Here is a 21,848-nt window from a genome sequence, read left to right as displayed (position 1 = left end):
GCGGCAAGCGTACTTCGATGCGTGAGGGTAAGCGCATAAGGGGCTAGGCGAAGCGACCGGTGGTCTCGCATCCCCGAGCGCTTCGTCGTTTCCTAAAACGACGAAAGGAAAGAACATGGCAGATATGAAAGGCTTGAGCGGCTCCATCGTGGCGCTCGTCACGCCGTTCGCTGAAGACGGCAGCGTCGACTTCGAGGCGCTTGGCCGCCTGGTCGATTTCCATCTGGCAAACGGGACCGACGCCCTGCTCACGCTGGGCACTACGGGCGAATCGTCGACCATGTCGCACGAGGAAGACGACGAGGTGTGCAAGTTCGTCGTCGACCGCGTTGCGGGACGCGTGCCTGTTATCGCAGGCAGCGGTTCGAACAGCACGCAGACCATGCTCGAAAAGAGCCTGAGCTTCCAGAAGATGGGCGCCGATGGCTTGCTGCTCATCACGCCGTACTACAACAAGTCGAACGAGGAAGGCATCTACCGTCACTTCACTACGGTGCTCGATGCGGTCGATATTCCCTGCATTCTGTACAACGTGCCTGGTCGCACGGGGTGCTCTATTTCCGAGAAGAATGTCGCGCGCTTGGCGAAGCACCCCAATGCTTTCGGCATCAAAGAGGCTTCGGGCAATATTGGCTATGCGACGAAAATCGCGCGCTACCTGTCTGACGACTTCTGCATGTTCTCGGGCAACGACGATATCGTTGTGCCCATGATGGCGTTGGGTAGCCGCGGCGTTATTTCGGTTTGGGCGAATGTGCAGCCGAAGGAAGTGCACGACATGTGCCATGCGTGGCTTGCGGGCGATCATGCCGCTGCGTTGAAAACCCAGCTTGCGGGCATTGAGCTCGTCGATTCGCTGTTCTGCGAAGTGAACCCCATTCCGGTGAAATATGCGTTGGAGCTCATGGGCTTCGGCAAGGCGGTGTATCGTCAGCCGCTGTGCGAGCCGAGCGACGCGGCGAAGGCGACGATTGCCGCCGCCATGAAGAATGCCGGCATTATCTAGGCCGCCCGCCGCTTTTGATTATTGAAGAGGAACGAATATGACCAAAGTACTTGTTATCGGCGATGGCCGTATGGGAACCATCATTCGCGAGCTTGTTGAAGCCGATGAATCGCTCGAACTTGCGGGCGTTATCGGCATCGACAACAAGGATGAGCTTGCCGACACCACCCCCGCGGCCGATGTCGCGATTGATTTCTCGCATAAGAGCATGCTCGGCTTGGTCGAGGCTTATGTGAATCGCACAGGTGCGGCGCTTGTGAGCGGTACTACCGGTTACGACGAAGCCGAAATGGGTCGCATTCGCGCGCTCGGCGAGAAAGCGCCTGTCATCCATAGCGCGAATTATTCGCTTGGCGTGGCGGTGTTGCGCCGCCTCGCCGCCGAGGCCGCAAAAGCGCTGCCCGGTTTCGATATCGAAATCGTCGAGACCCATCACAATCAGAAGGTCGACGCTCCGAGCGGCACCGCGAAACTGTTGCTCTCGGCCGTGAATCCCGAGGACGCCTGCGATGTGGTGTATGGCCGCGAAGGCATGTGCGGCAAGCGCCCCGCTCGAGAAATCGGCGTGCATGCTTTGCGTGGCGGCACGGTTGCCGGCACCCACACGGTGCACTTCTTCGGCGAAGATGAAGAGGTCGCCCTTACGCATCGCGCCACGAGCCGCCGCATTTTCGCGTCGGGCGCTGTGGCTGCGGCGAAAAAGCTGGTCGAACGTGAGCCTGGGTTCTACGGTTTCGACGAGCTGATGTTTTAACGACGGCGGCGATGCCGAATGTCGCCCGGAGTCGCGCAAGACCACACCGGACTACCGTTCGCTATCGCTCACTATGCGCCCGCTTGGCGGCGCTTAACTAAGGAACAAGAGCAAGTTTGAGCGCCGACGGTCTAGCGCGACCCCAGGCGGCATTCGGCATCGTATGGTGTCGAGAATCGAAAGGATCAACATGAACGCTGAAGAAATCATCAATTTCATCGCTACGTCCGAAAAGAAAACCCCGGTAAAGGTGTATGTTCGCGAGAAACCTGGCCAGAAAATCAACTATAAGGCCAACGCCACGAAGAGCGAAGTGAAGGTGTTCGGCGGCCGCAAGGGCAAAATCGTGTTCGGCGACTGGGCCGACATCAAGCCCGTGCTCGAGGCCAATGCCGATGCGTTCGATTACTACGAAGTCGAGAACGATTGCCGCAATTCCGCTGTACCCATGCTCGATATGAAGGAAATCAACGCCCGCATCGAGCCGGGCGCGATTATTCGTGATCAGGTTGAGATTGGCGATAACGCCGTCATCATGATGGGCGCGGTTATTAATATTGGCGCGGTTATCGGCGAAGGCACCATGATCGATATGGGCGTGGTGCTGGGCGGTCGTGCCATTGTCGGCAAGCATTGCCACATTGGCGCAGGCACGGTGCTGGCCGGCGTGGTTGAGCCTGCGAGCGCAACCCCCGTTATCGTTGAGGACAATGTCATGATTGGCGCGAACGCCGTGGTGCTCGAGGGTTGCCGCGTGGGCGAGGGCGCTGTTGTCGCCGCGGGCGCCGTCGTGGTGAATGATGTTCCCGCGGGCGCGGTTGTCGCCGGCGTTCCCGCGAAGGTCATCAAGATGAAGGATGCGAAAACCGAGGGCAAAACTGCTCTGGTCGACGCGCTTCGCACGCTTTAGCTTTTCGGTGCAGTGGGGGTTCGCTCCTTCGCTGAACATGCGTGGCCCAATGGCAAAGAGACGGTAAAATCCATCATCATCCATAAGTGTTGAGCCTTTTTACCTGGGTAAACAATAAAATCAACACATTTGGTCCATATCTTGAAACACTCGCCATCCCCCCTGATTCAACCATGGGGGATGGTTCTTTTTTCGGCAAAACTTTCCATAATGCAATGCATCGGTTCGAGGTGCAGGAGGCGCCACGAACCATAAGCAAGGCCCATAGGGGCCGCATGGTTAAGGCGCAGCCAGAGGGGGCTGCACAATCCAAAGGGAGGATTAACACCATGAGCATTGAGAATGGTATGAGCCGTCGTAACTTCTTGTCCGGCGCTGCTGTCGCGGGTGCTGCGATTGCTGGCATGGCTGGCTTGAGCGCTTGCTCGCCGTCTGCTTCCAGCTCCAAGAGCGACGCCAAGGCCGACACCAAGGCCGCCGCTACGGGCGAGACCACGATGGGCTTCGACGGCACGGGCGCTATGCCCTGGCTCGGCGAGAAGCCGGAAATCGCTGACGCCGACGTTGAAGAGACCGTCGACGCCGACGTTGTCGTTGTTGGCCTGGGCGCCGCTGGCGTTCCCGCCACTCGTGCCGCCGCTGAGGCTGGCGCGAAGGTTGTCGCGCTCGAGTCTTCGCCGAAGCTCAACTCCGTTGCTTCCGACATGGCTATTTTCGGTGGCGAGACGCAGGCCAAGTGGGGCCGCGGCGACGGCTTCCTCGATAAGAAGATGGTCGTCAACATGCATATGGAAGAGTGCAGCCACCATGTGAACCAGTCCATCATTTCCACCTACTACGACAAGTCGGGCGAAGCCCTCGACTGGTTCGTGGCCGGTTCCAAGGATCTCTACATCGCCCCCGAAAGCTATGCCGAGATTCCCGAGGCGAGCCAGAAGAACTACATGTTCCCTTATATGTATCCCGTGCCCGAGACCTATGACTACACCAAGGAAGACCTGCCCTGCTACCCGACGTCTGTTGGTTTCAGCAGCCTGGCGACCGTCATGCAGGACAACCTGCAGTGCGCTATCGACGCAGGTGCCGATGTTCGCTATGAAACCAAGGGCATCGAGCTCATTCAGGACGCCGACGGCACCGTGACCGGCGTTTTCGCTCAGAAGACCAGTTCTGAGAAGTACATCAAGATTAACGCGAAGGCCGTCATTATCGCGACCGGCGACTACTTGGGCAACGAGGACATGATGAAGTTCTACGCTCCTCAGTGCGTTGAGAACGGCGTTCAGATTCTGTCCCTCGATATGGACTCCGCGGGCAACTACACCAACATCGGCGAAGGCCACAAGATGGGCGCATGGGCTGGTGCCCATATCGAGCAGTGGCATGCTCCCGTCATTCACCACATGGGTGGCGGCGCTGGCCCCGACGGCCGTGGCGTTATTGGCAACAACGGCTACCTGTGGCTGAACCTGCGCGGCAAGCGCTTCATGAACGAAGACATTCCTGGTCAGCAGCTTGAGAATCAGGTTGAGCTTCAGCCCGAGCGCAAGGCTTACCAGTTCTTCGACGCCAACTGGCCTGAGCAGCTCAAGTACTTCCCGGCTGCCCACGGTGTTGCATGCATCTATCGCGAAGAGGAGCTTCCCGAGTACACCGCCTCTGGCCTGCGCATCAATGTGCGTACTCAGAAGGACATCGACGACGCTGTCGCTGACGGCCGTTGCCTGAAGGCCGATACCATCGACGAGCTGCTTTCCAAGATCGAGGGCATCGACGTCGACGAGGCCAAGAAGTCCATCGAGCGTTACAACGAGCTGTGCAAGGCTGGCGAAGACACCGACTTCTTCAAGAGCTCTCAGCGCCTGTTCGCCCTGGAGAATGGCCCGTTCTACGCTGCCGAGTGCGGTTGCGCCCTTACCCTGGGCAACCTGGGCGGCTTCGATTCCGACGACGAGTGCCATGTGTACGACAACGATCGCAAGATCATCAAGGGTCTGTACGCTTGCGGCGCTCCGCAGGGCGGTCGTTTCGCGGTCCAGTACCCCATCTCGCTCAAGGGCCTTTCTTGCGGCATGTGCATGGTGTACGGCAAGATCGCTGGCGAAAACGCTGCTGCCGGCAAATAATGAGCTGGTGCTGACGTTTCGCAGCGCGGCAACACGATAATCCGTGAGGGCCGATTCCACCCCTCCACCTTCCCTTCAAGGAATCGGCCCCTTTTTAGAAAAGGCTCGAGCTTTGCGGCTCGAGCCTTTTGTGGTTGGGGAAGAAGATGGGGGCTATGCTTTCTCGAATCGGTATCGTTGCTTGGCATCGGGATATTTATCGTGGTCGACTTCGCCCGCAAACATGTCGAGCGGTCGCGCCCAAAGGCCGCGTTCGCCATAGAGCGCGCGGTAAATGACCAAGGGTTCTTCGGTCTCTGAGTGTTTCGCCACGCCAATGACTTCGTATTCGTTTCCTTTGAAGTGGCGATATACGCCTGGAACAATATCGCGCTCCATGGTTCCTCCTACCAACGCTCCAGCCTTCGTGCCTTCGACTTTTTTAACGTTCCATTCACGCCATATGTTAGCGAATGTGGGCCTGGTGAGCCGATATTGCCCGAAGCCCAGGTGTCGTGTACTGCAAGTGCGCAAGCCGAAGGCTGAGCGCGAAATCGGCCGCCGGGCTCACGCGCGGCGTTTGGATGCTTCAAACGAAAAAGCGCCGTCCGGAGGGACGGCGCAATAATTCAATGGCGGAGGAAGTAGGATTTGAACCCACGGTACCTTGCGGCACAACAGTTTTCAAGACTGCCGCCTTCAACCACTCGGCCATTCCTCCAAAGCTCTGAAAGCATACCACAAAGCTCGTTGCCTTCAAGAAAATGCGTTGACGTTTCTTGAAATTGCGTGAGTGCGCGGCGCATGCATGGCGCACACACGCTTGTGGGGTTTCCTCGCGGCGCTTTCTCGCGGGGCCTTTTTCTGGGGCACCCGCTGCGGACGTGCAGCATTGTTGCGGCCGCAGCGGGTGCCCCAGAACGCTTGTTTTGGTGCCGTGCCCGTGGCTCCACTCGGAGCCGTTATGCCGTCGCGGCGGTTTGGCCGAGCTCCGATTCGTTTTGCTCCAAGTATTTGCGCATGGAGTAGTGTGCGATGTCGCTTCGGTTGATGACGCCTACGAGCTGGCCTTCGTCGGTCACGGGGACCTTCTTCAAGTGGTTCTCGCCCAATATGCGGCACACCTCGCGAATGTCGGTGTGAACGTCAATCGAAATCACGCCATGCGTCGCGATGTCGTACGCGCGCATCTTCATGATTTTCGCGGCCTTCACGGCGAAGTCGTCGCTGCTCGATTCGGTGAGCATAATGAGCGCCACCGGGTCGGTGTAGGTGCTGTGGCGCTTCGAGAGGAAGCGGGCCACGTCGCCGTCCGAGACGAATGCGATGGGCTTGCCGTTGCCGTCCACGATGGGCGCCGCCGAAATATGACGGTCGACCAGCAGTTTCACTGCATCGAAAACCGTTGCATTCTCAGGCAGGGTGAACACGTCGCGCTTCATGATGCTTTCGAGCACAGAACGCTTGGCGTTGTCGGGGTCGGCTTCGGCTGCATCGCTCGGTTTGTCTTTCACGAAAATCACGGTAAGCACGAAACCGATAAGGCACAACACCGTGGCGCCCGCGAACGCCATATTCACGCCGAAAATACCCGCATGCACGGGGTCGGTCGCGCCCGCGCTCATGTTCGTCGCGATAGAAGAGATAGAGACGAGCAGCGCCGTGCCGAACGAGCCTGCCACCTGGCGCAGGGTATTGTTTACCGAGGTGCCGTGGTTCATGAGGCTATTGTCGAGCGCATTCATGGCCCATGTGGTAATGGGCATGTTCACGAGAGAAAGCGAGAACATGCGCACCGTGTACAGAATGGTGAGGTAAATCAATCCCGTCGAGTCGCCCAGGAATGCGAATGCGAGCGTCGAGAGAGTGAGCACGCTCGTACCAATGAGGCTCAGCGCGCGCGGGCCATGCTTGTCGAAAAGGCGTCCGGCAATGGGGCCCATCGCGCCCATCACGATGGCGCCCGGCAGAATGACCAGGCCTGAAATGGTCGCCGAATAACCCAGATAGCTCTGCAGGTAGATAGGCATCAGAATGCCTGCCGCCAAAAGCGCGCCCTGCACGAGCATACCAATAATGGTGCCCACCAGGAATTTCTTGTTCGCAAGCACGCGCACCTCGAGCATGGGGCGATCCATCTTCAACTGGCGACGGAAGAACAGCACCACCACAATGGCGCCGACGAGCGTGATCGCAGCATCGGCGATGTTAAGCCCGTTCGAGCCGATGGTCGAAAAGCCATACAGAAGGCCGCCGAAACCGATGGTCGAAAGCGCGACCGAAGGCTTATCGAGCGGCAGGTTCTTCGACTCATTCTTCGGTGTGCTTTTCAGCGCGAACCAGGCGCAGATAATGCCTACCGCCGAAAGCGCCACCACAATCCAGAACAGCACGTGCCAGTTGTAGACATCGATCACGAAACCGGCCGCCGAAGGGCCAATGGCGGGTGCGAATGCGATGACGATGCCGAACAGGCCCATGGCTGAGCCGCGGCGTTCGGGCAGGAAGGTGAGCATGAGCACCGTCATGACCATAGGCATCAAAATGCCCGCGCCGGCTGCTTGCAGCAAACGGCCGGCGAGCAGCACGGGGAAATTGAGGCCCCAACCCGCGAGCGCCGAACCGGCGGTGAAAATGAGCATCGACACCGTGAATAGGTTGCGTGTGGAATAGCGGTCGATCAGGTAGGCGGTAATGGGAATCATGATGGCGTTGACCAGGGTGAAGCCCGTGGTGAGCCATTGCGCCGTTGCCGCATCGACGTTCATTTCCGTCATGATGGAAGGCAAGGCGGGCGTGACCAGCGTTTGGTTCAGCACGGTCACGAATGTGCCGAAGATCATGACGACAAGCATAATTATTTGATGTCGAGCCAATTTCAAGTTAAAAGCTCCCCTCCGCGGCGTGTGCCGCAACGTTTTTGGGCCGGTTGTAGCGCTCCGGCGAAGCGATTTGGATTGAGCGCACACGAAGCTAGAGGCGCAGTCGCCCTCAATACACATGCTGTTCCAAAGAAAAATGCCTCCAAGCGGGAGGCGAGACCCCTTCATTATAGGAACGCCTCGAAACCGACTCGCCCGTCGCGCGCGATTTTGCGGAAAGGCGGCACCGTAGATTCACGCCACGTTCACAGCTTGGTGGTCGATTCACGAAAACCTCCGCAGCGCGCGGGCATGCTCTACAATGCACACTGCATATATATGAAGGAAGGGGCTTGCATGGCATGGAGCTATGAGGGCATGTCGCTCGCCGAAGCGTGGCGGTCGGCCGACGATGTTGCCGAAGATGACGAGCGCTTCATGCGTGCAGCTCTTGAGCAGGCAAAACGCGCGGCATGCGAGGGCGAGGTGCCCATAGGCGCCGTGGTGGTGTGCCAAGGTGAGGTTATCGCCGAGGCCCGCAACCATAGGGAAGCCGACGCCGACCCCTCGGCGCATGCGGAGTTTTCCGCCATCATGCAGGCGTCGCGCGAGCTCGAACGCTGGCGTCTTCCCGACTGCACGGTGTATGTCACGCTCGAGCCGTGCATTATGTGCGCGGGCCTTATGCACCAAGCGCGCATTGGTCGATGCGTGTACGGCGCGCCCGACGCCAAGGCGGGCGCATTGGGGTCGCTGTATTCGATACACGCCGACGAACGGCTCAACCATACGTTCGAGGTTCAGTCGGGCGTGCTTGCGAGTGAGTGCGTCGCCGTGCTTTCGGAATTCTTCGAAGCGCGCCGCGGCGAGAAATAGGAAGGCAATGACATGAAACAGACTCTCACGGTGTTTTCCCCTGCGAAGGTGAATTTGCAGCTCGAAATTGGCGAGCGCCGCGCCGACGGTTTCCATCAGGCGAAATCGATTATGCAGGCGTTGACGCTGCACGATATGGTCACGGTTGTTCTCGACGATGGCGTGGATGCGTATTTGAATCCTGATGGCTTCAGCGATTTCGCGATCGACGTGACGTGCACGACGTTCGAGGGCATTCCCGAATTGGATGTGGCTCCTGAAAGCAATATTGCCTACAAGGCTGCGGCGGCGCTTGCTGAAAAGCTCGGCCATGAACAGGGGCATATTTCCATCCATATCGAAAAACATATTCCGTTCGAGGCCGGCCTTGGTGGCGGCTCGTCGAATGCGGCGGCCGTTATCGCCGGGCTGTGCCGCGCTTGGGGCGAAGATGCCGCGAGCGAGGCCGCGCTTGACGTGGCGCGCGCATTGGGCGCCGACGTGGCGTTTTTCCTTCATGGCGGCTGTGTGCAGCTGGGGGAGAAGGGCGATGTGCTCGAGCGTACGTTTGAGCCTACGCGCGGCACGGTGGTCCTCGTGAAGATTGATGAGGGTGTGTCTACGAAAGCCGCATATGCCGCATTCGACGAGCTGGCGGCTGTGCAGCATGCCGAATCGACCGACGCAATTGAGTCGGCTGCTGAATTGCCGTTGTTCAATAATCTTGCTGCGGCGTCTGAGCAGGTGCTTCCCGCCCTTGCCGAGGCGCGCGAGTGGCTCTCGTCCCAGCCGGGCGTTGCGCATGATGCGGCGGGCAAGGCCGAGGTGCTTTTGTGCGGAAGCGGTTCTGCGACGTTTGCGGTTGTGGAAGACGGCGATTCGATTCGCAAGGCAGCCGATATTGTGGCCGCGGCGAAACTGAAGGGCATGTGGGCGCGCAGCTGCTCGTTTGCCCCCATTGGTGTGCGCGTGCTCGATGGGCAAGGCACAGGTTCGAACCTCGGTGCTCCGCGCAAGATCTGGTAGCGACGGCGAGCGGCGAACCTTGCTCGTTCGGGATTGCGCGGCGCATAGGGAAGCGATGCGAGAATTATCGTCCTCGTTTGGGGCTTCGGGACTTGGGACTTGGGCTTTGGGGCTCGGGTTCTGGCGTCGGCTTTTCGGGGGTGGTCGCTTGCCGGCGCGCCAACGCAACGCTTGGGTGAACGTTGCTTGCGTAGGCGTTGCGCGAACGTCCGATTCCGTATAATGATGACACACGGCGCGCAGGGCGCCGAAACTTCCGTCTGAAAGGCGAAATCATGGTACTTGGAATTATTCTCGCGATTATCGTCGTGCTCGTTATTGCGGCGATTATGCTGTACAACAACCTCGTGAAAATGCGCAATATGGTCGACAACGCCTGGGCGCAAATCGACGTGCAGCTGCAGCGACGCTGCGATCTTATTCCCAATCTGGTCGAAACGGTGAAAGGCTACGCCGCGCATGAGTCGGGCACGCTTGAGAAGGTGATTGCCGCACGTTCGGCCGTTACCAATGCAACGACTCCCGAAGCGAAAATGGAAGCCGACAACGCTCTGAGCGGCACGTTGAAGTCGCTGTTCGCAGTTTCTGAGGCTTATCCCGAGCTGAAGGCGAATGCGAACTTCCAGCAACTCCAGTCGCAGCTGGCTGATACGGAAGACAAGATCAGCTACATGCGCCAGAGCTTCAACGATACGGTCATGAAGTACAATACGGCCATTCAGACGTTCCCCGCCGTGTTGTTCGCCGGCATGTTCGGCTTCAAAGAGCGTTCGAGCTTCGATGCCCAGGCTGGTGCGGAGGTTGCTCCGAAGGTGACCTTCTAAATCGTCGTTGCATAACCAAACAGGAAAGCGTCCGTTTCTGCGGACGCTTTTTTCATGCCCATGTTTAGCGATTCATTCGCACGAAGGGCAGCGAGCGGCATTCCGGGCGAGCAGATTGCCTTGAAGGAGAAGCGAAGCGTACTTCGGTACGCGAGCGACGACTGAAAGGCAAGGTGCCGTCCTGAATGCCGCACAGCGTCAGGTCGGCTCAAAAGAAAAAACGCCGTTCGTTAGAACGGCGTAAATAAACAACTGGCGGAGGAGGGGGGATTCGAACCCCCGTGACCCGGGTTGCGGGCCAAACGGTTTTCGAGACCGCCGCATTCAACCACTCTGCCACCCCTCCGAGGGTGCGACCAAGAAGGTCGTATGAAAAAGCGCCGTGCGAAACGGCGCTTAGGTTATCTGGCGGAGAGATGGGGATTCGAACCCCAGATACGCTTTTGGCGCATACACGATTTCCAATCGTGCTCCTTCGGCCAGCTCGGACATCTCTCCATTGCGTCGATTGCTATGCGTATTGCGCGTAGCGAAAAAGGAGTATACCAAAAAAGTCGCAAAGGTAAACAGATTTTTTAAAATTATTCCCCGTCGACTTCTTCGTCTTCAATAATTGCAGGAACTTCCTCGTCTCCAGCCAGGAAATTCGGCGCTTCGGCGAGATACACGACTTCTTCGTCAAACGTCAGAACGTCGTTGCCCTCTTCGTACATAAGGCACACGGCAACGCCCTTGCCGCCGTCGGCCGTGCCGCCCTCGGCGATGATTGCATCTTTGCGGCCGGCATCGGTGTCGATGTAGCCGTCGTAGCACAGCACGTATGCGCGAGCGCCCGTAGCGGCTTCGACGGTTTTGCGCGCCGACTCGAAGCATTCTTCGGTCGTGCCGGTGTGGGTGTCTTCCGTCACGGTTTCGCCGTTGAGCAGTGCCGTGAACGGCACGACCTCAGAACCCGCCTCCATGCGGTCCTGGGCTTCCTCGATTGCCTGCAGCAGCAGGATCTCAAGGGTTTCGTCAATCTGGGGAACGCCGAGCTCGTCGCTCTCAACGTTGCGGTCAGCCATGGTTTGCTCCTCTCTGTCGCCCGCGCGCGAGCGTGTTGGGAAACTCAATGCGCCTTTAGCGCTTTGCAAATCGTGCCGAATCATAGCAAAAGGCGCCTCTCGAGCTGCGATATTGCAACGTTTCGGTTGAAAACACACGTTGCATGACAGGTATTCATTGGATCGAGAGATGCTTTTCGTGAGGGAAATGAAGTGAAGTGCAAAGGAAAACGCGTGGAAAACTCGTTTGATTTGACGCAATCTGACGGCTTTTCCAGGGGAAAACGCCGCGAATCGGGCAAGGTCTCGACAAGATTCGCGCGCTAATCTACCTAATACGTGCATGCTTCGTAGGGAATTGTGGCGCACGCGTGGAGTTGAGGCAAAGGCGCAAAACAACAATTGCCCTGATTGGATTTGGCTGTTATCATAGCCAGGTTTCCTGTCCCGGGCAGCGCCTTCATATGCCCCGGGACCGTTAAGTCCAGAGGAGGTGACACAATGAAGGCTTATGAATTGCTGTTCTTCGTCGCGCCCACCATCAGCGACGAAACCCGTCTCGCCGTTATGAAGCGTATCGAGGCTACCATCGCCGAGGGCGAAGGCAAGATCGACAACGTTGAGGAGTGGGGCAAGCGCAAGCTCGCCTACGAGATCAACGGCCTGACCGAGGGCGACTACACCCTCATCGATTTCCACGCAGACCCCGCCAACATCGCGGAGCTCGATCGCGTGCTGCGCATCACCGACGCGGTGGTCCGCCACAAGATCGTTGTTCGCACCGACCGCGAGTAATCTCGGTCAACCAGTAGGCAGGGAGCAGCTGCTCTCAAACTTCAAGAATTGAGGATTTTGTCATGAGCATCAACAAAGTGGTTATCACGGGCAATCTTACGCGCGACCCCGAGCTTCGCGAAACCCCGAGCGGTTTCCAGGTCCTTTCGTTCGGCGTGGCTGTCAATGACCGCCGCCGCAACCCTCAGACCCAGCAGTGGGAAGATTACGCGAACTTCGTAGATTGCACGATGTTCGGCAACCGCGCCGCAAGCGTGTCTCGTTTCTTGAGCAAGGGCAGCAAGGTCGCTATCGAGGGCAAATTGCGCTGGTCCCAGTGGCAAGCGCAAGATGGCAGCAAGCGTAGCAAGCTTGAAGTCGTTGTCGACGAGCTCGAATTCATGACGAGCCGCGACGGCGGACAGGCTGCCCCGCGCATGCAGGCCGCGCCCGCTCAATCGTATGCTCCGGCACCCGCTGCCGCGCCTGCGATCGATACGTCCGTTTACGACGACGACATTCCGTTCTAGTCTGCTCCCGTCAATCAATTATTGACACAGTTCTGAAAGAGGAAATCAATGGCTGAATACACCAAGCAGCCTCGCCGCAAGTACTGCCAGTTCTGCAAGGACGACACGCAGTACGTCGACTACAAAGACACGGCTATGCTGCGCAAATACGTTACCGACCGCGGCAAAATCAAGCCCCGTCGCGTGACTGGCGCCTGCATGCAGCACCAGCGCGACATCGCTTGCGCGATCAAGAACGCTCGCGAGATGGCTCTCATGCCCTACACGGTTCCGGCCGTGAGCGGCCGCGGCGACCGCCGCAATCGCTAGGAGGCACCAATGAAGGTTATCCTGCTTACCGAGGTCCAGGGCAAGGGCGGCGAAGGCGACGTCGTCGAAGTTGCTCGTGGCTTCTTCAACAACTATCTCGGCCCTCAGAAGAAGGCCGTGCTGGCTACCGCTGGCAATCTCAAGCAGCTCGAGCAGCGCCGTGGCAACATTGCCAAGCGCGAGGAGAAGCGTATCGCCGACGCTGAGGCCCTGAAGGCTTCGCTCGAGGGCAAGAAGATTTTCGTCGACGCCAAGGTCGGCGAAGAGGGCGTGCTGTTCGGTTCCGTCACCGCTTCCATGATCGCTGATGCGGTTCTGGCTGAGACTGGCGTCGAAATCGACCGCAAGCGTCTCGATGTCCGCAAGGCCATCAAGACCGCTGGCGAGCACACCGTTGCTCTCAACATCTATCGCGACATTCATGTTGACCTTCAGCTGATGGTCGGCGTGAAGGCCGTTGAAGAGGTTGAAGAGGCCGTCGTCGAGGCTGAGGCTGTCGAAGCCGAGGCCACCGAAGAGGCCGCCGAGTAGTTTTCGTTTCGCGAAACTCAATGGCTATTGAAAAGGGAGCGTTCGCGCTCCCTTTTTTCATGGGCTGAAAAGCGCCTTTACCGATCCATTAAAAGGACGCCCCCTCAATCTCTGTATGTTTTGATGAGTTGAAGCGACAACTTTTCTTGGGTTGGCCGCGATCGCCTTGCGGCTTCTATAATATGGGCGAGATAGACGAAAGGGCGAAATCATGCCAGACAGGAACAACCGTAACCAGAACGAGCGAAGCGATCAGGCGCCACAGCTGCAAAGCACGACGGGCCGGCCGCTTCCGAATAATATTGAAGCCGAGAAATCGGTTCTTGCTGCATGCATGCTCAACCCCGATGCGGTTGACGAGATTGCGACCAAGCTCGTGCCCGAGAATTTCTTCCGCCCCGCCCATCAGCTTATCTATACGGGCATCCTTGAGCTCAACACGCGCCATATTCCCATCGACCAAATTTCGCTTGCCGATCGCTTGGCTGCCGAAGGCCAGCTCGAGGCAGTGGGCGGCCGGCCATATTTGGTCGAATTGGCTAACAATACGCTCGCTCTTACCAACTGGAAGAACCATACCGAAATCGTGAAGCGCAACAGCGTGCTGCGCGATTTGGTGTACGCATCAACCAATATCAACGCCCTAGCGTACGACGCACCCGACGATACCAACGAAGTTATCGAGGACGCGGAAAAGATGCTGTTCGAGGTTACGCAGAAGCGCGTTTCCTCTTCGTTCCAAAACATCACCGACTTGCTCACGCAGGCTTTCGACGAAATCGACGAGCTCGTGAACAACAAGAACCAAATGGCGGGCACGCCGACCGGCTTCACTGACGTCGACAAGCTATTCTGGGGTTTGCGCGGCGGCGACTTGCTTATTTTGGCCGCACGACCTGGTGTTGGTAAAACATCGTTTGCCTTGAACCTCGCTACGAACGCCGCGAAAGCCGGCGCCGCGGTTGCCTTGTTCAGCTTGGAGATGGGCGCCAATCAGCTCGTGCAGCGTATTTTGTGCGCTGAGGCGCGCGTGAATTTGGGCCAGTTGCGTGCAGGCAATTTGCAGGAAGGCGACTGGAACGCCATCATGAACGCTGCGGCTACCCTTTCGGGGCTCGAACTGTATATCGACGATACCCCGGGCCTCTCGTTGCTCGAAATGCGCGCGAAGGCTCGTCGTCAGCTGCGCGACAAGAAGAAGGGCCTCATCATCGTCGACTACTTGCAGCTTATGCAGCCGCCGTCGAACCGCCGCGATGGCAACCGCGCCGTCGAGGTCGCCGAAATCTCTCGTGGTCTGAAGGTGCTCGCGAAGGAAATGGACATGCCGTTGCTTGCGCTTTCCCAGCTTTCTCGTGCCGTTGAGATGCGTGGCAGCAAGCGCCCCATGCTTTCCGACCTTCGTGAATCGGGCTCCATCGAGCAGGACGCTGACATCGTTATGTTCATCGACCGCTCCATGGACGAAATGGAGGCCGAGACCGACGGCCGCCCCGATTGGGGAACCGCCGAACTCATCGTTGCTAAGCACCGTAACGGCGCCACCCGCGATATCACCCTGTCGTTTAATCCCGAATACACCAAGTTCGGCAACTATATCGACGCATCTCAAATATAGGGTTACGCCGTTCTACGAACGGCGTAACGACTCGACGCTGCGCAGGCTTCTGGCGGCACGCTTCGGGCTAATGCCGCGACTCGCGTACCGAAGTACGCTTCGCCACGGCAACGCCCGAATCGCACTCGCCGGAAGCCTTGCTCGCTGACTTTTGGTGCGAATGCAGCTTTTGGCTGAAAAGGACTCTTTTCTGTTTGGAATAGCTGTCCATCGTGTTTTCGCCGAGCTTGTTTGAACTCCGCGGCATTTCTTTGTTTGTTGGGCTAAACTCGGCGTATGACAAACCGTATTACATTCATTCATTCGGGCGACATCCATTTGGGTGCGCCTTTTCGCGGTTTGCGCGACCTTTCCCCGAAATGGGCCGACCGACTCACGCGCGCGATTCCCGAGGCGTACGACCGTGTGGTTGATGCGGCAATCGAGCGCGGGGTCGATTTCGTGCTGTTTGCGGGCGACGAATTCGACACCGACAAGCCAAGCTACGCCCATTATCGTCATTTCTTGCAGGGCCTCGAACGCTTACGCGATGCGCAGATCCCCGTATACCTCATTGCGGGCAATCACGACCCTTATGCGACGTGGGCGGGTTTGCGCGACCAGCTTCCCGAAAACGTGCATATGTTCGGCTCCGATGAGCCGGGCTATGTCGTCTATGAGCGCGATGGCGAACCTGTCGCGATTATTGCCGCGCGCGGCTTTTCGAATCAGGCGCCTGAAAGCGATATCGCTGCGGGCATGACGCGCGCTGCGGCCGAAGCGGCGTGCGGCGTGCAGGTGCCGTTTGTCGTCGGCATGTTGCACACGGGGTTGTGGATGGATCCGTACAAGGCCCCTACCAGCGAAGATGTCCTGTATGCGTCGGGCATGGACTATTGGGCGCTGGGGCACATCCATAAAAACTTCCGCTTTCCTAAAAACGCCGCCGAGACCAAAATCGCTTTCTGCGGCTGCGCGCAGGGCCGCGACATTAAAGAAGTCGGCGACCGCGGTTGCTATGCGGTGACGCTCGAGGAAGGCGTGCCCAACCAACTTGAATTCATCGCGTGCGAATCGGTCGAGTGGGAGCAGCTGCGCGTCGACGTATCTGCCTGCGCAGGTGCGGAGGATGTGCTTGGCGCTTGCGTTCGAGCTATGTTCGATGCAAATTCCCAGGTGATATGCGAGGAAATGATCGCGCGCGTCACGCTCGTGGGAGCAACGCCCCTGCACGGCATGCTCGCGACTCCGGGGTATATCGATGAAATGCGCGACGAACTCAACGAACGCTATCCGTCGTTTTTCTGCGACGCGCTTATCGACGAGACAACTTCCCCTCTCGACAGGGATGCGATGCGCGCTGCGGGCCTTTTCGAGGCTTCGCTTCTTCGCGAATCGGCGAAGCTCGCCTCAAACAAACAGGAAACCATCGAATACTTGCAGCGCGAATTTGCCGCTCGCGGCCTCACGTTGTCGGCGGGCATCGACCGAGCGCTCGAAGGTGCGTGTGCACGCGCCGAAGATATGGCCCTTGAGCTTTTGGAAGGGCGTGAGCAGCTATGACGGCGAAGCATGTGGCTCAACATTCGAAGAAGAAAGCGCCCGCGCAGTCGAGCATTGACGCGTCGCGCGATTTGATGCAATCGGAAAGCGCCCACGCGCCTGAGGACCCTCAAGCGGAAAGCCATGCGGGCATATACCTTCAGCGAGCCCATATGGCGGCGTTCGGGCGTTTCATCGACCGAGCGCTTGGGCCTTTCAAGCCGGGTCTCAATGTGGTGTATGGCCCCAACGAGGCGGGCAAAACCACCGCTCGCGCATTCGTGGGCGGCGTGCTGTTCGGCTGGCCCGAAGCGCGCGGCTCGCGCAATGCATACAAGCCTCGCGCCGCTTCGCGCGAAGGTTCGCTTCTGTTCTGCGACGCATCAACGGGTGAAGTGGGCCGCGTTTCGCGCGCCCGCAATGCGGAAGGCCTCATTGGCGACGAAGCGTGGCTTGCGGCGGTGTGCGGCGACATCGATCGCGAAACGTTCCAAACGCTTTTCTCGCTCGATGCTGATGAGCTTCGATCGCTCGAGGCGGCGCCCGACATCTCGGCGAAATTGCTCACGGCTGGCTCAGGAACCAAGGAAAGTCCCGCCCATGTGGCTTCCGCCCTGGACGCGCGTATCGCGGCGCTTATGAGTCGTGCGGCTTCCGAGACCGAATCGTTCCCCAATTTGAAGCGCGAGCTCGAAGGCGTGAAAGAGCGCTTGCTGGAAACGCGCGCCCAAGCTGACGAGCTGAAGGCGGAAGACGTTGAGTTGCGCTCGCTGCTTGACGATCGCGAGCAATTGCAACGCGAGCTCTCGGTGCTCGATTCCAAAATCGAAGCGCTGGCGGCGTGCAAAGGCGAGCTTTCGCGCATCGATTCGGCGCGCCACCGCCTGCGTGAAGAAATAACCAGCGCGCAGGCTGAGTTGCGCGCATGCGAGGCCGACGCGCAGGCGGAGCGCGCCGCTTATGCTGCGACTCCGCGCGTTTCGGCGGAGGAGGAAGCGCACTTGCGCGCTTCGCTCGAATTGCTGTCCGAGCAGGAAGACGCTGCGGCGCAGCGCTTGTCGGCGGCGCGCGAGGCGTATGAGCACGCGCGCGGTTTTTGGGAGGCTCGTCGCGATGCGGCGGCGCAAGCCGAAAAGGCGCCGGAGGCCCGCGCTTCGCGCACGGCGCCTATCGCGGCATTTTGTGCAGCCGGGTTGCTTGCTGTGGCGGCGTTCGCGCTGGCTCTTGCCGCGCCCGATGCCCTGCCCGTGGCGATTTTCGCCATGGTCGCGAGCGTGTGCTGCGTAGGCGTGGGTGCTCTGCTTATTGCCAAGGCGAAGCCCGCGCCGCCTTCCTCAAAAGTCGACATCGATTCGGCTCGCGCCACCATGGTTGCGTGCAAATCGACGTACGACTCGCGTGAGGGCGAGGTCATGGTCGTGGCCGATCAGGTGCGCGCATCGCTCGCGCAGCTCGGGTTTCCCCCTCGTGTCGTTACGGCCCGCGCGGCATTGCGCGAGCTTGACGTCATGCACGATGCTCGTGAAGCCCAGCTTCGCGCCGATCGTGCGCGCCGCCAAGCGCAAACGGGGCTCGACGATGCAAGCGAAGAACTCGCAAGGTGCGAAGGGTATCGCTGCGAGTGCCTTGGATCCGTCGGCCTTGCCGGTGATTTGTCGCTCGACGATGTTGAGACGGCGGCGTTTGAGCTTGCGCGGAAGCGCGCGAACCTCGACGAACGGCTTGAGGGCATGATTTCGCGCGTGGGCCAGCTGCGGCAAATTCTTTCCGATGGGGAACGCGCGTCCGAGCTCGATTTGCTGAAAACCCAGCGCGCCCAAATCGTCACGCGTCAAACCGACTCGGCACATGAGCTCGTGAGGCTTCTGCTCGCCAAACGCATGGTGTCGGGCGCCATCGAGGCGTGGGGAACCGAAAGCCAGCCCAAGGTATATGAGCGGGCATCACATCTCATGGGGCTTATGACCGCGGGAGCCTGGGTGGGCGTCGCGTCGAGCGGTTCCGATGTGTGTGCTATCGATTCATTCGGCGCTCAATTTCCGCCGCGATTGCTCTCGCTTGGCACGTGCCAGCAGCTCTACTTGGCGCTGCGCATCGCTCTGCTCGAATGTGCACCCGAGGTTGGCACCGCCATTCCCGTGCTCGCCGACGACATTCTGGTGAATTTCGACGACGACCGCCGTGCTGGCGCGGCTCGCGCTTTGGCCGAGCTCGCCGAAAGCCGACAGGTCATCGTTTTCACCTGTCATAAGGAGGTCGTGAGCACATTTACCGAACAGGCTCAGAACGTGCATGTTTTAGATATATAATCATTTAGTTCTGCTTTATTTGAATCGGCAAACGAAAGGACCATTATGCCGAACGTCGTGTTGGTCGGAGCCCAGTGGGGCGACGAAGGAAAAGGTAAGGTCACCGACCTCATCGCTCGTGACTTCGACTATGTGGTGCGCTATCAGGGCGGAAACAATGCCGGCCATACTGTTATCCACGGCGACAAAAAGCTCGCTTTGCACCTCATTCCATCAGGCATTATGTATGAAAAGGCCGTGCCGGTCATCGGCAACGGCGTTGTGGTGAACCCGCAGGTTCTCGTTGAGGAAATGCGCATGCTCGAAGGCGAAGGCCTTTCGTGCGAGCGCCTGAAGATCTCGTGCGATGCTCACGTGATCATGCCCTATCACATCGAGCTCGACAAGGCGTCCGAGTTCCGTTTGGGCAAAAACGAAATCGGCACCACCAACCGCGGCATCGGCCCGTGCTACCAGGACAAGGCCGCTCGCAGCGGCATTCGCATCCAGGACCTGCTCGACGAGCATGTGTTCCGCATGAAGGTCGAGGCTGCCCTCGAGGTGAAGAATGCCATTCTCGAGAAGGTGTACGGCAAGCGTACGTTCACCGTCGACGAGATTTGCGATGCCTACCTGCCCTTCGCCGAAATCATTCGTCCTCATATGGCCGAAACCGCTCAGCTGCTCAACGATGCGCTGCGCGAGGGCAAGCATATTCTGTTCGAGGGCGCGCAGGGCACGCTGCTCGACATCGACCACGGCACCTATCCGTTTGTCACGAGCTCTTCGTGCTGCGCGGGTGGCGCTGCTACTGGTTCGGGCGTTGGCCCCACGGCCATCGATCGCGTGCTCGGCATTCAGAAGGCCTATGTCACGCGCGTTGGCGCCGGTCCGTTCCCCACGGAACTCGTGTATCCCGAAAACGGCGGCGAGGGCCAAGATGCTATCGATGGCGATTTGCTGTGCGCCGAGGGCCACGAATATGGCGTGACCACGGGCCGCAAGCGTCGCTGCGGTTGGTTCGACGCGGTTATCGCGCGTTATGCGGCCGAGGTCAATGGCCTCACCGACATCGCGCTCACTAAGCTCGACGTGCTCTCCGCTTTCGACGAGCTCAAGATTTGCGTCGCCTACGAGTGCGACGGTAAAACGTACGATTATTTCCCCATGCAGCAAAGCGTGCTGTTCCATGCCAAGCCGGTGTACAAGACCATGCCTGGCTGGAAGGGCGAAGATATCACGAAGGCCAAGAGCTTCGAAGACCTGCCGGCAAACGCGCAGGCCTACATCGAGGAGCTTGAGCGCCTCTCGGGCGTGAAGGCCACCATTATTTCGGTTGGTCCCGACCGCGATCAGACCTTTACCAGGGGTTGGTAGTCACAGTGCGCCGGCTTTTTGGCCGGCGTGCGTGTTTGATGCGATGGCGCCTTCGGGCGGTTGTTTTGCCTTACGGCTTTCGCTCAATCGGTTCGGCTGCGTGCCGTTTCATATGGGAAGCGGCGTGTTGTCGTCGCCTTCGCTGACAAGTTTCGGCCTGTATAGGGGCCGCAATTGCGATACGTACCCGAGCGCCGCATGACGGCGTTCGGGTTTATGCATATCTAGGAAAGGAACATTCTTGAACGTTTTGGTGCTTGGTTCGGGCGGCCGCGAGCATGCCCTGGCATGGGCCATTGCGAAATCGCCTCGCCTCGATTCGCTGTTCGTTGCCCCCGGCAATGGCGGCACGGCGACTATTGCGAAAAACGTCCCTCTCGACATGAACGACGCCGATGCCGTTATCGGCTTCGCGCGCAGCGAGAACATCGACCTCGTGGTTATTGGCCCCGAGGCTCCGCTGGTCGCCGGCGTCGCCGACGCCATTCGTGCGGCGGGCATCGCGGTGTTCGGTCCGGGCGCGCAGGGTGCGCGTCTCGAAGGCTCCAAAAGCTTCTCGAAGGAATTCATGCTGGCCCATGGCCTTCCCACGGCGCGCTACAAAAAGTGCACGTCGCAGGATGAGGCTATGGATTACCTGCACGAGGTGGGCGCTCCCATCGTCGTGAAGGCCGACGGCCTTGCTGCCGGCAAGGGCGTCGTGGTTGCTGAAGATATGGAAGAAGCCGAAGAGGCCGTTCGCGATTGCTTCGCGGGCGACTTCGGCGAAGCGGGCAGCGTGGTGGTTATCGAGGAAATGCTCGAAGGCCCCGAGTGCAGCATGCTCGCGTTCCTTTCCGAGGGCAAGGCTCTTGCCATGCCTTGCGCGCAAGACCACAAGCGCGCTTTTGATGGCGACTTGGGCCCAAACACGGGTGGCATGGGCGTGTACTCTCCGGTGCCGTGCGTAACTCCCGAGCTCGAAGCCGCAATGCAGGAAATCATGCAGAATGCCGCCGCCGCCACGGCGAAGGAATTCGACGACGCCTACACGGGCGTGCTCTACGGCGGCTTCATGCTTACCGCCGAAGGCCCCAAGCTGCTCGAGTTCAACGCGCGTTTCGGCGATCCCGAAACCCAGGTCATCATGCCGCGCTTGGAATCTGACGCGCTTGAGGCGTTCTACATGGTTGCCACGGGCAAGCTTGATGCGCTCGATCTGCGCTGGACCGACCAGGTTGCTGTGTGCGTGGTGCTCGCAAGCGATGGCTACCCGGGCAGCTATGAAAAGGGCAAGGTCATCTTGGGCATTGAAGAGGCCGAAGAGCTCGACGGCGTCACGGTGTTCCATGCGGGCACGGCGTTCAACCAAGACGACGAGCTCGTGACCAATGGCGGCCGCGTGCTCAATGTGGTCGCGCTTGCCGACACGTTCGAAGATGCCCGTGAGCTTGCTTACGAGGCGTGCGACAAAATCAACTTCGAGGGCAAGCAATATCGCCACGACATCGCGCTTCGTGCGCTGGAGGCGTAATTC

At 59.1% G+C, this 21,848-nt stretch carries 19 protein-coding genes and 3 tRNA genes; 16 read left to right on the top strand and 6 right to left on the bottom strand.

Annotation, left to right across the window (positions count from 1 at the left end; all coding sequences use genetic code 11):
* Positions 1-124: 124 nt before the first annotated feature.
* The 4 genes from dapA (at position 125) to Q0D41_RS07420 (ending at position 4,796) form a co-directional block, all read left to right on the top strand.
* The gene (dapA, locus tag Q0D41_RS07435) at positions 125-1,006 is read left to right on the top strand and encodes a 4-hydroxy-tetrahydrodipicolinate synthase (protein WP_367113825.1); all 882 of its coding nucleotides are present in this window, start codon (positions 125-127) and stop codon (positions 1,004-1,006) included.
* A 37-nt stretch (positions 1,007-1,043) separates the two neighbouring features.
* A complete protein-coding gene (dapB, locus tag Q0D41_RS07430; RefSeq protein WP_294377411.1) occupies positions 1,044-1,760 on the top strand; it encodes a 4-hydroxy-tetrahydrodipicolinate reductase in 717 nt (238 codons plus the stop codon).
* Between the two features lie 190 nt (positions 1,761-1,950).
* Entirely contained in the window at positions 1,951-2,670 is a 720-nt protein-coding gene (gene dapD / locus Q0D41_RS07425) for a 2,3,4,5-tetrahydropyridine-2,6-dicarboxylate N-acetyltransferase (RefSeq protein WP_294377409.1), read from the top strand.
* Between the two features lie 329 nt (positions 2,671-2,999).
* A complete protein-coding gene (locus Q0D41_RS07420) occupies positions 3,000-4,796 on the top strand; it encodes an FAD-binding protein (RefSeq protein WP_294377407.1) in 1,797 nt (598 codons plus the stop codon).
* Between the two features lie 153 nt (positions 4,797-4,949).
* Here Q0D41_RS07420 and Q0D41_RS07415 read toward each other — a convergent pair whose 3' ends face one another.
* The 3 genes from Q0D41_RS07415 to Q0D41_RS07405 form a co-directional block, all read right to left on the bottom strand.
* On the bottom strand, positions 4,950-5,174 hold the full coding sequence (locus Q0D41_RS07415) for a DUF1653 domain-containing protein (protein WP_294377405.1): 225 nt from the start codon (positions 5,172-5,174) through the stop codon (positions 4,950-4,952).
* Between the two features lie 234 nt (positions 5,175-5,408).
* Positions 5,409-5,496: transfer RNA gene (locus Q0D41_RS07410), tRNA-Ser, on the bottom strand.
* Between the two features lie 241 nt (positions 5,497-5,737).
* A complete protein-coding gene (locus tag Q0D41_RS07405; protein ID WP_294377403.1) occupies positions 5,738-7,657 on the bottom strand; it encodes an MDR family MFS transporter in 1,920 nt (639 codons plus the stop codon).
* Positions 7,658-7,993: 336 nt separating this feature from the next.
* Between Q0D41_RS07405 and tadA the strand changes: the two genes are divergently transcribed.
* The 3 genes from tadA (at position 7,994) to Q0D41_RS07390 (ending at position 10,341) form a co-directional block, all read left to right on the top strand.
* Complete coding sequence (gene tadA, locus Q0D41_RS07400) at positions 7,994-8,512, top strand: tRNA adenosine(34) deaminase TadA (RefSeq protein WP_294377401.1); 519 nt, start codon at positions 7,994-7,996, stop codon at positions 8,510-8,512.
* Between the two features lie 12 nt (positions 8,513-8,524).
* Positions 8,525-9,517, top strand: coding sequence for a 4-(cytidine 5'-diphospho)-2-C-methyl-D-erythritol kinase (locus Q0D41_RS07395; protein ID WP_294377400.1), 993 nt, complete (start codon positions 8,525-8,527; stop codon positions 9,515-9,517).
* Between the two features lie 275 nt (positions 9,518-9,792).
* The gene (locus tag Q0D41_RS07390; protein WP_281668545.1) at positions 9,793-10,341 is read left to right on the top strand and encodes a LemA family protein; all 549 of its coding nucleotides are present in this window, start codon (positions 9,793-9,795) and stop codon (positions 10,339-10,341) included.
* Positions 10,342-10,594: 253 nt separating this feature from the next.
* Here Q0D41_RS07390 and Q0D41_RS07385 read toward each other — a convergent pair.
* From Q0D41_RS07385 to Q0D41_RS07375, 3 genes are all read right to left on the bottom strand, one after another.
* A tRNA-Ser gene (locus tag Q0D41_RS07385) sits at positions 10,595-10,687 on the bottom strand.
* Positions 10,688-10,747: 60 nt separating this feature from the next.
* Positions 10,748-10,839 (bottom strand) — tRNA-Ser (locus Q0D41_RS07380).
* An 83-nt stretch (positions 10,840-10,922) separates the two neighbouring features.
* On the bottom strand, positions 10,923-11,405 hold the full coding sequence (locus Q0D41_RS07375; protein WP_294377397.1) for a hypothetical protein: 483 nt from the start codon (positions 11,403-11,405) through the stop codon (positions 10,923-10,925).
* A 480-nt stretch (positions 11,406-11,885) separates the two neighbouring features.
* Here Q0D41_RS07375 and rpsF point away from each other — a divergent pair, with 480 nt between their 5' ends.
* From rpsF to purD, 9 genes are all read left to right on the top strand, one after another.
* Positions 11,886-12,179, top strand: a complete 294-nt coding sequence (rpsF, locus tag Q0D41_RS07370) for a 30S ribosomal protein S6 (RefSeq protein WP_294377395.1) — start codon at positions 11,886-11,888, stop codon at positions 12,177-12,179.
* A 62-nt stretch (positions 12,180-12,241) separates the two neighbouring features.
* Entirely contained in the window at positions 12,242-12,688 is a 447-nt protein-coding gene (locus tag Q0D41_RS07365; RefSeq protein WP_114616438.1) for a single-stranded DNA-binding protein, read from the top strand.
* Between the two features lie 48 nt (positions 12,689-12,736).
* Entirely contained in the window at positions 12,737-12,997 is a 261-nt protein-coding gene (gene rpsR / locus Q0D41_RS07360; protein ID WP_288482829.1) for a 30S ribosomal protein S18, read from the top strand.
* A gap of 9 nt (positions 12,998-13,006) precedes the next feature.
* Entirely contained in the window at positions 13,007-13,528 is a 522-nt protein-coding gene (gene rplI, locus Q0D41_RS07355; RefSeq protein ID WP_294377389.1) for a 50S ribosomal protein L9, read from the top strand.
* Between the two features lie 211 nt (positions 13,529-13,739).
* Complete coding sequence (gene dnaB / locus Q0D41_RS07350; RefSeq protein ID WP_288482827.1) at positions 13,740-15,146, top strand: replicative DNA helicase; 1,407 nt, start codon at positions 13,740-13,742, stop codon at positions 15,144-15,146.
* Between the two features lie 276 nt (positions 15,147-15,422).
* Entirely contained in the window at positions 15,423-16,688 is a 1,266-nt protein-coding gene (locus Q0D41_RS07345; protein WP_294377387.1) for a DNA repair exonuclease, read from the top strand.
* Positions 16,685-18,976: an ATP-binding protein gene (locus tag Q0D41_RS07340; RefSeq protein WP_294377385.1), complete on the top strand. Its 2,292-nt coding sequence runs from the start codon at positions 16,685-16,687 to the stop codon at positions 18,974-18,976. The genes Q0D41_RS07345 and Q0D41_RS07340 overlap by 4 nt, the downstream gene beginning before the upstream one ends.
* Positions 18,977-19,021: 45 nt before the next feature.
* The gene (locus Q0D41_RS07335; RefSeq protein ID WP_288482822.1) at positions 19,022-20,332 is read left to right on the top strand and encodes an adenylosuccinate synthase; all 1,311 of its coding nucleotides are present in this window, start codon (positions 19,022-19,024) and stop codon (positions 20,330-20,332) included.
* 241 nt (positions 20,333-20,573) lie between these two features.
* The gene (gene purD, locus Q0D41_RS07330) at positions 20,574-21,845 is read left to right on the top strand and encodes a phosphoribosylamine--glycine ligase (protein ID WP_294377376.1); all 1,272 of its coding nucleotides are present in this window, start codon (positions 20,574-20,576) and stop codon (positions 21,843-21,845) included.
* Positions 21,846-21,848 lie beyond the last annotated feature (3 nt).

This window comes from uncultured Slackia sp., from assembly GCF_934630525.1.
Classification (GTDB): Bacteria; Actinomycetota; Coriobacteriia; order Coriobacteriales; family Eggerthellaceae; genus Slackia.
Note: the sequence above shows the minus strand (reverse complement) of the source record. Positions and strands in the feature narration are given on the sequence as shown.

What these genes read in the sequence shown, in the direction of transcription:
- dapA (WP_367113825.1), top strand. Translation starts at nt 125, where the DNA reads ATGAAAGGCTTGAGCGGCTCCATCGTGGCGCTCGTCACGCCGTTCGCT.
- dapB (WP_294377411.1), top strand. Translation starts at nt 1,044, where the DNA reads ATGACCAAAGTACTTGTTATCGGCGATGGCCGTATGGGAACCATCATT.
- dapD (WP_294377409.1), top strand. Translation starts at nt 1,951, where the DNA reads ATGAACGCTGAAGAAATCATCAATTTCATCGCTACGTCCGAAAAGAAA.
- Q0D41_RS07420 (WP_294377407.1), top strand. Translation starts at nt 3,000, where the DNA reads ATGAGCATTGAGAATGGTATGAGCCGTCGTAACTTCTTGTCCGGCGCT.
- Q0D41_RS07415 (WP_294377405.1), bottom strand. Translation starts at nt 5,174, where the DNA reads ATGGAGCGCGATATTGTTCCAGGCGTATATCGCCACTTCAAAGGAAAC.
- tadA (WP_294377401.1), top strand. Translation starts at nt 7,994, where the DNA reads ATGGCATGGAGCTATGAGGGCATGTCGCTCGCCGAAGCGTGGCGGTCG.
- Q0D41_RS07395 (WP_294377400.1), top strand. Translation starts at nt 8,525, where the DNA reads ATGAAACAGACTCTCACGGTGTTTTCCCCTGCGAAGGTGAATTTGCAG.
- Q0D41_RS07390 (WP_281668545.1), top strand. Translation starts at nt 9,793, where the DNA reads ATGGTACTTGGAATTATTCTCGCGATTATCGTCGTGCTCGTTATTGCG.
- Q0D41_RS07375 (WP_294377397.1), bottom strand. Translation starts at nt 11,405, where the DNA reads ATGGCTGACCGCAACGTTGAGAGCGACGAGCTCGGCGTTCCCCAGATT.
- rpsF (WP_294377395.1), top strand. Translation starts at nt 11,886, where the DNA reads ATGAAGGCTTATGAATTGCTGTTCTTCGTCGCGCCCACCATCAGCGAC.
- Q0D41_RS07365 (WP_114616438.1), top strand. Translation starts at nt 12,242, where the DNA reads ATGAGCATCAACAAAGTGGTTATCACGGGCAATCTTACGCGCGACCCC.
- rpsR (WP_288482829.1), top strand. Translation starts at nt 12,737, where the DNA reads ATGGCTGAATACACCAAGCAGCCTCGCCGCAAGTACTGCCAGTTCTGC.
- rplI (WP_294377389.1), top strand. Translation starts at nt 13,007, where the DNA reads ATGAAGGTTATCCTGCTTACCGAGGTCCAGGGCAAGGGCGGCGAAGGC.
- dnaB (WP_288482827.1), top strand. Translation starts at nt 13,740, where the DNA reads ATGCCAGACAGGAACAACCGTAACCAGAACGAGCGAAGCGATCAGGCG.
- Q0D41_RS07345 (WP_294377387.1), top strand. Translation starts at nt 15,423, where the DNA reads ATGACAAACCGTATTACATTCATTCATTCGGGCGACATCCATTTGGGT.
- Q0D41_RS07340 (WP_294377385.1), top strand. Translation starts at nt 16,685, where the DNA reads ATGACGGCGAAGCATGTGGCTCAACATTCGAAGAAGAAAGCGCCCGCG.
- Q0D41_RS07335 (WP_288482822.1), top strand. Translation starts at nt 19,022, where the DNA reads ATGCCGAACGTCGTGTTGGTCGGAGCCCAGTGGGGCGACGAAGGAAAA.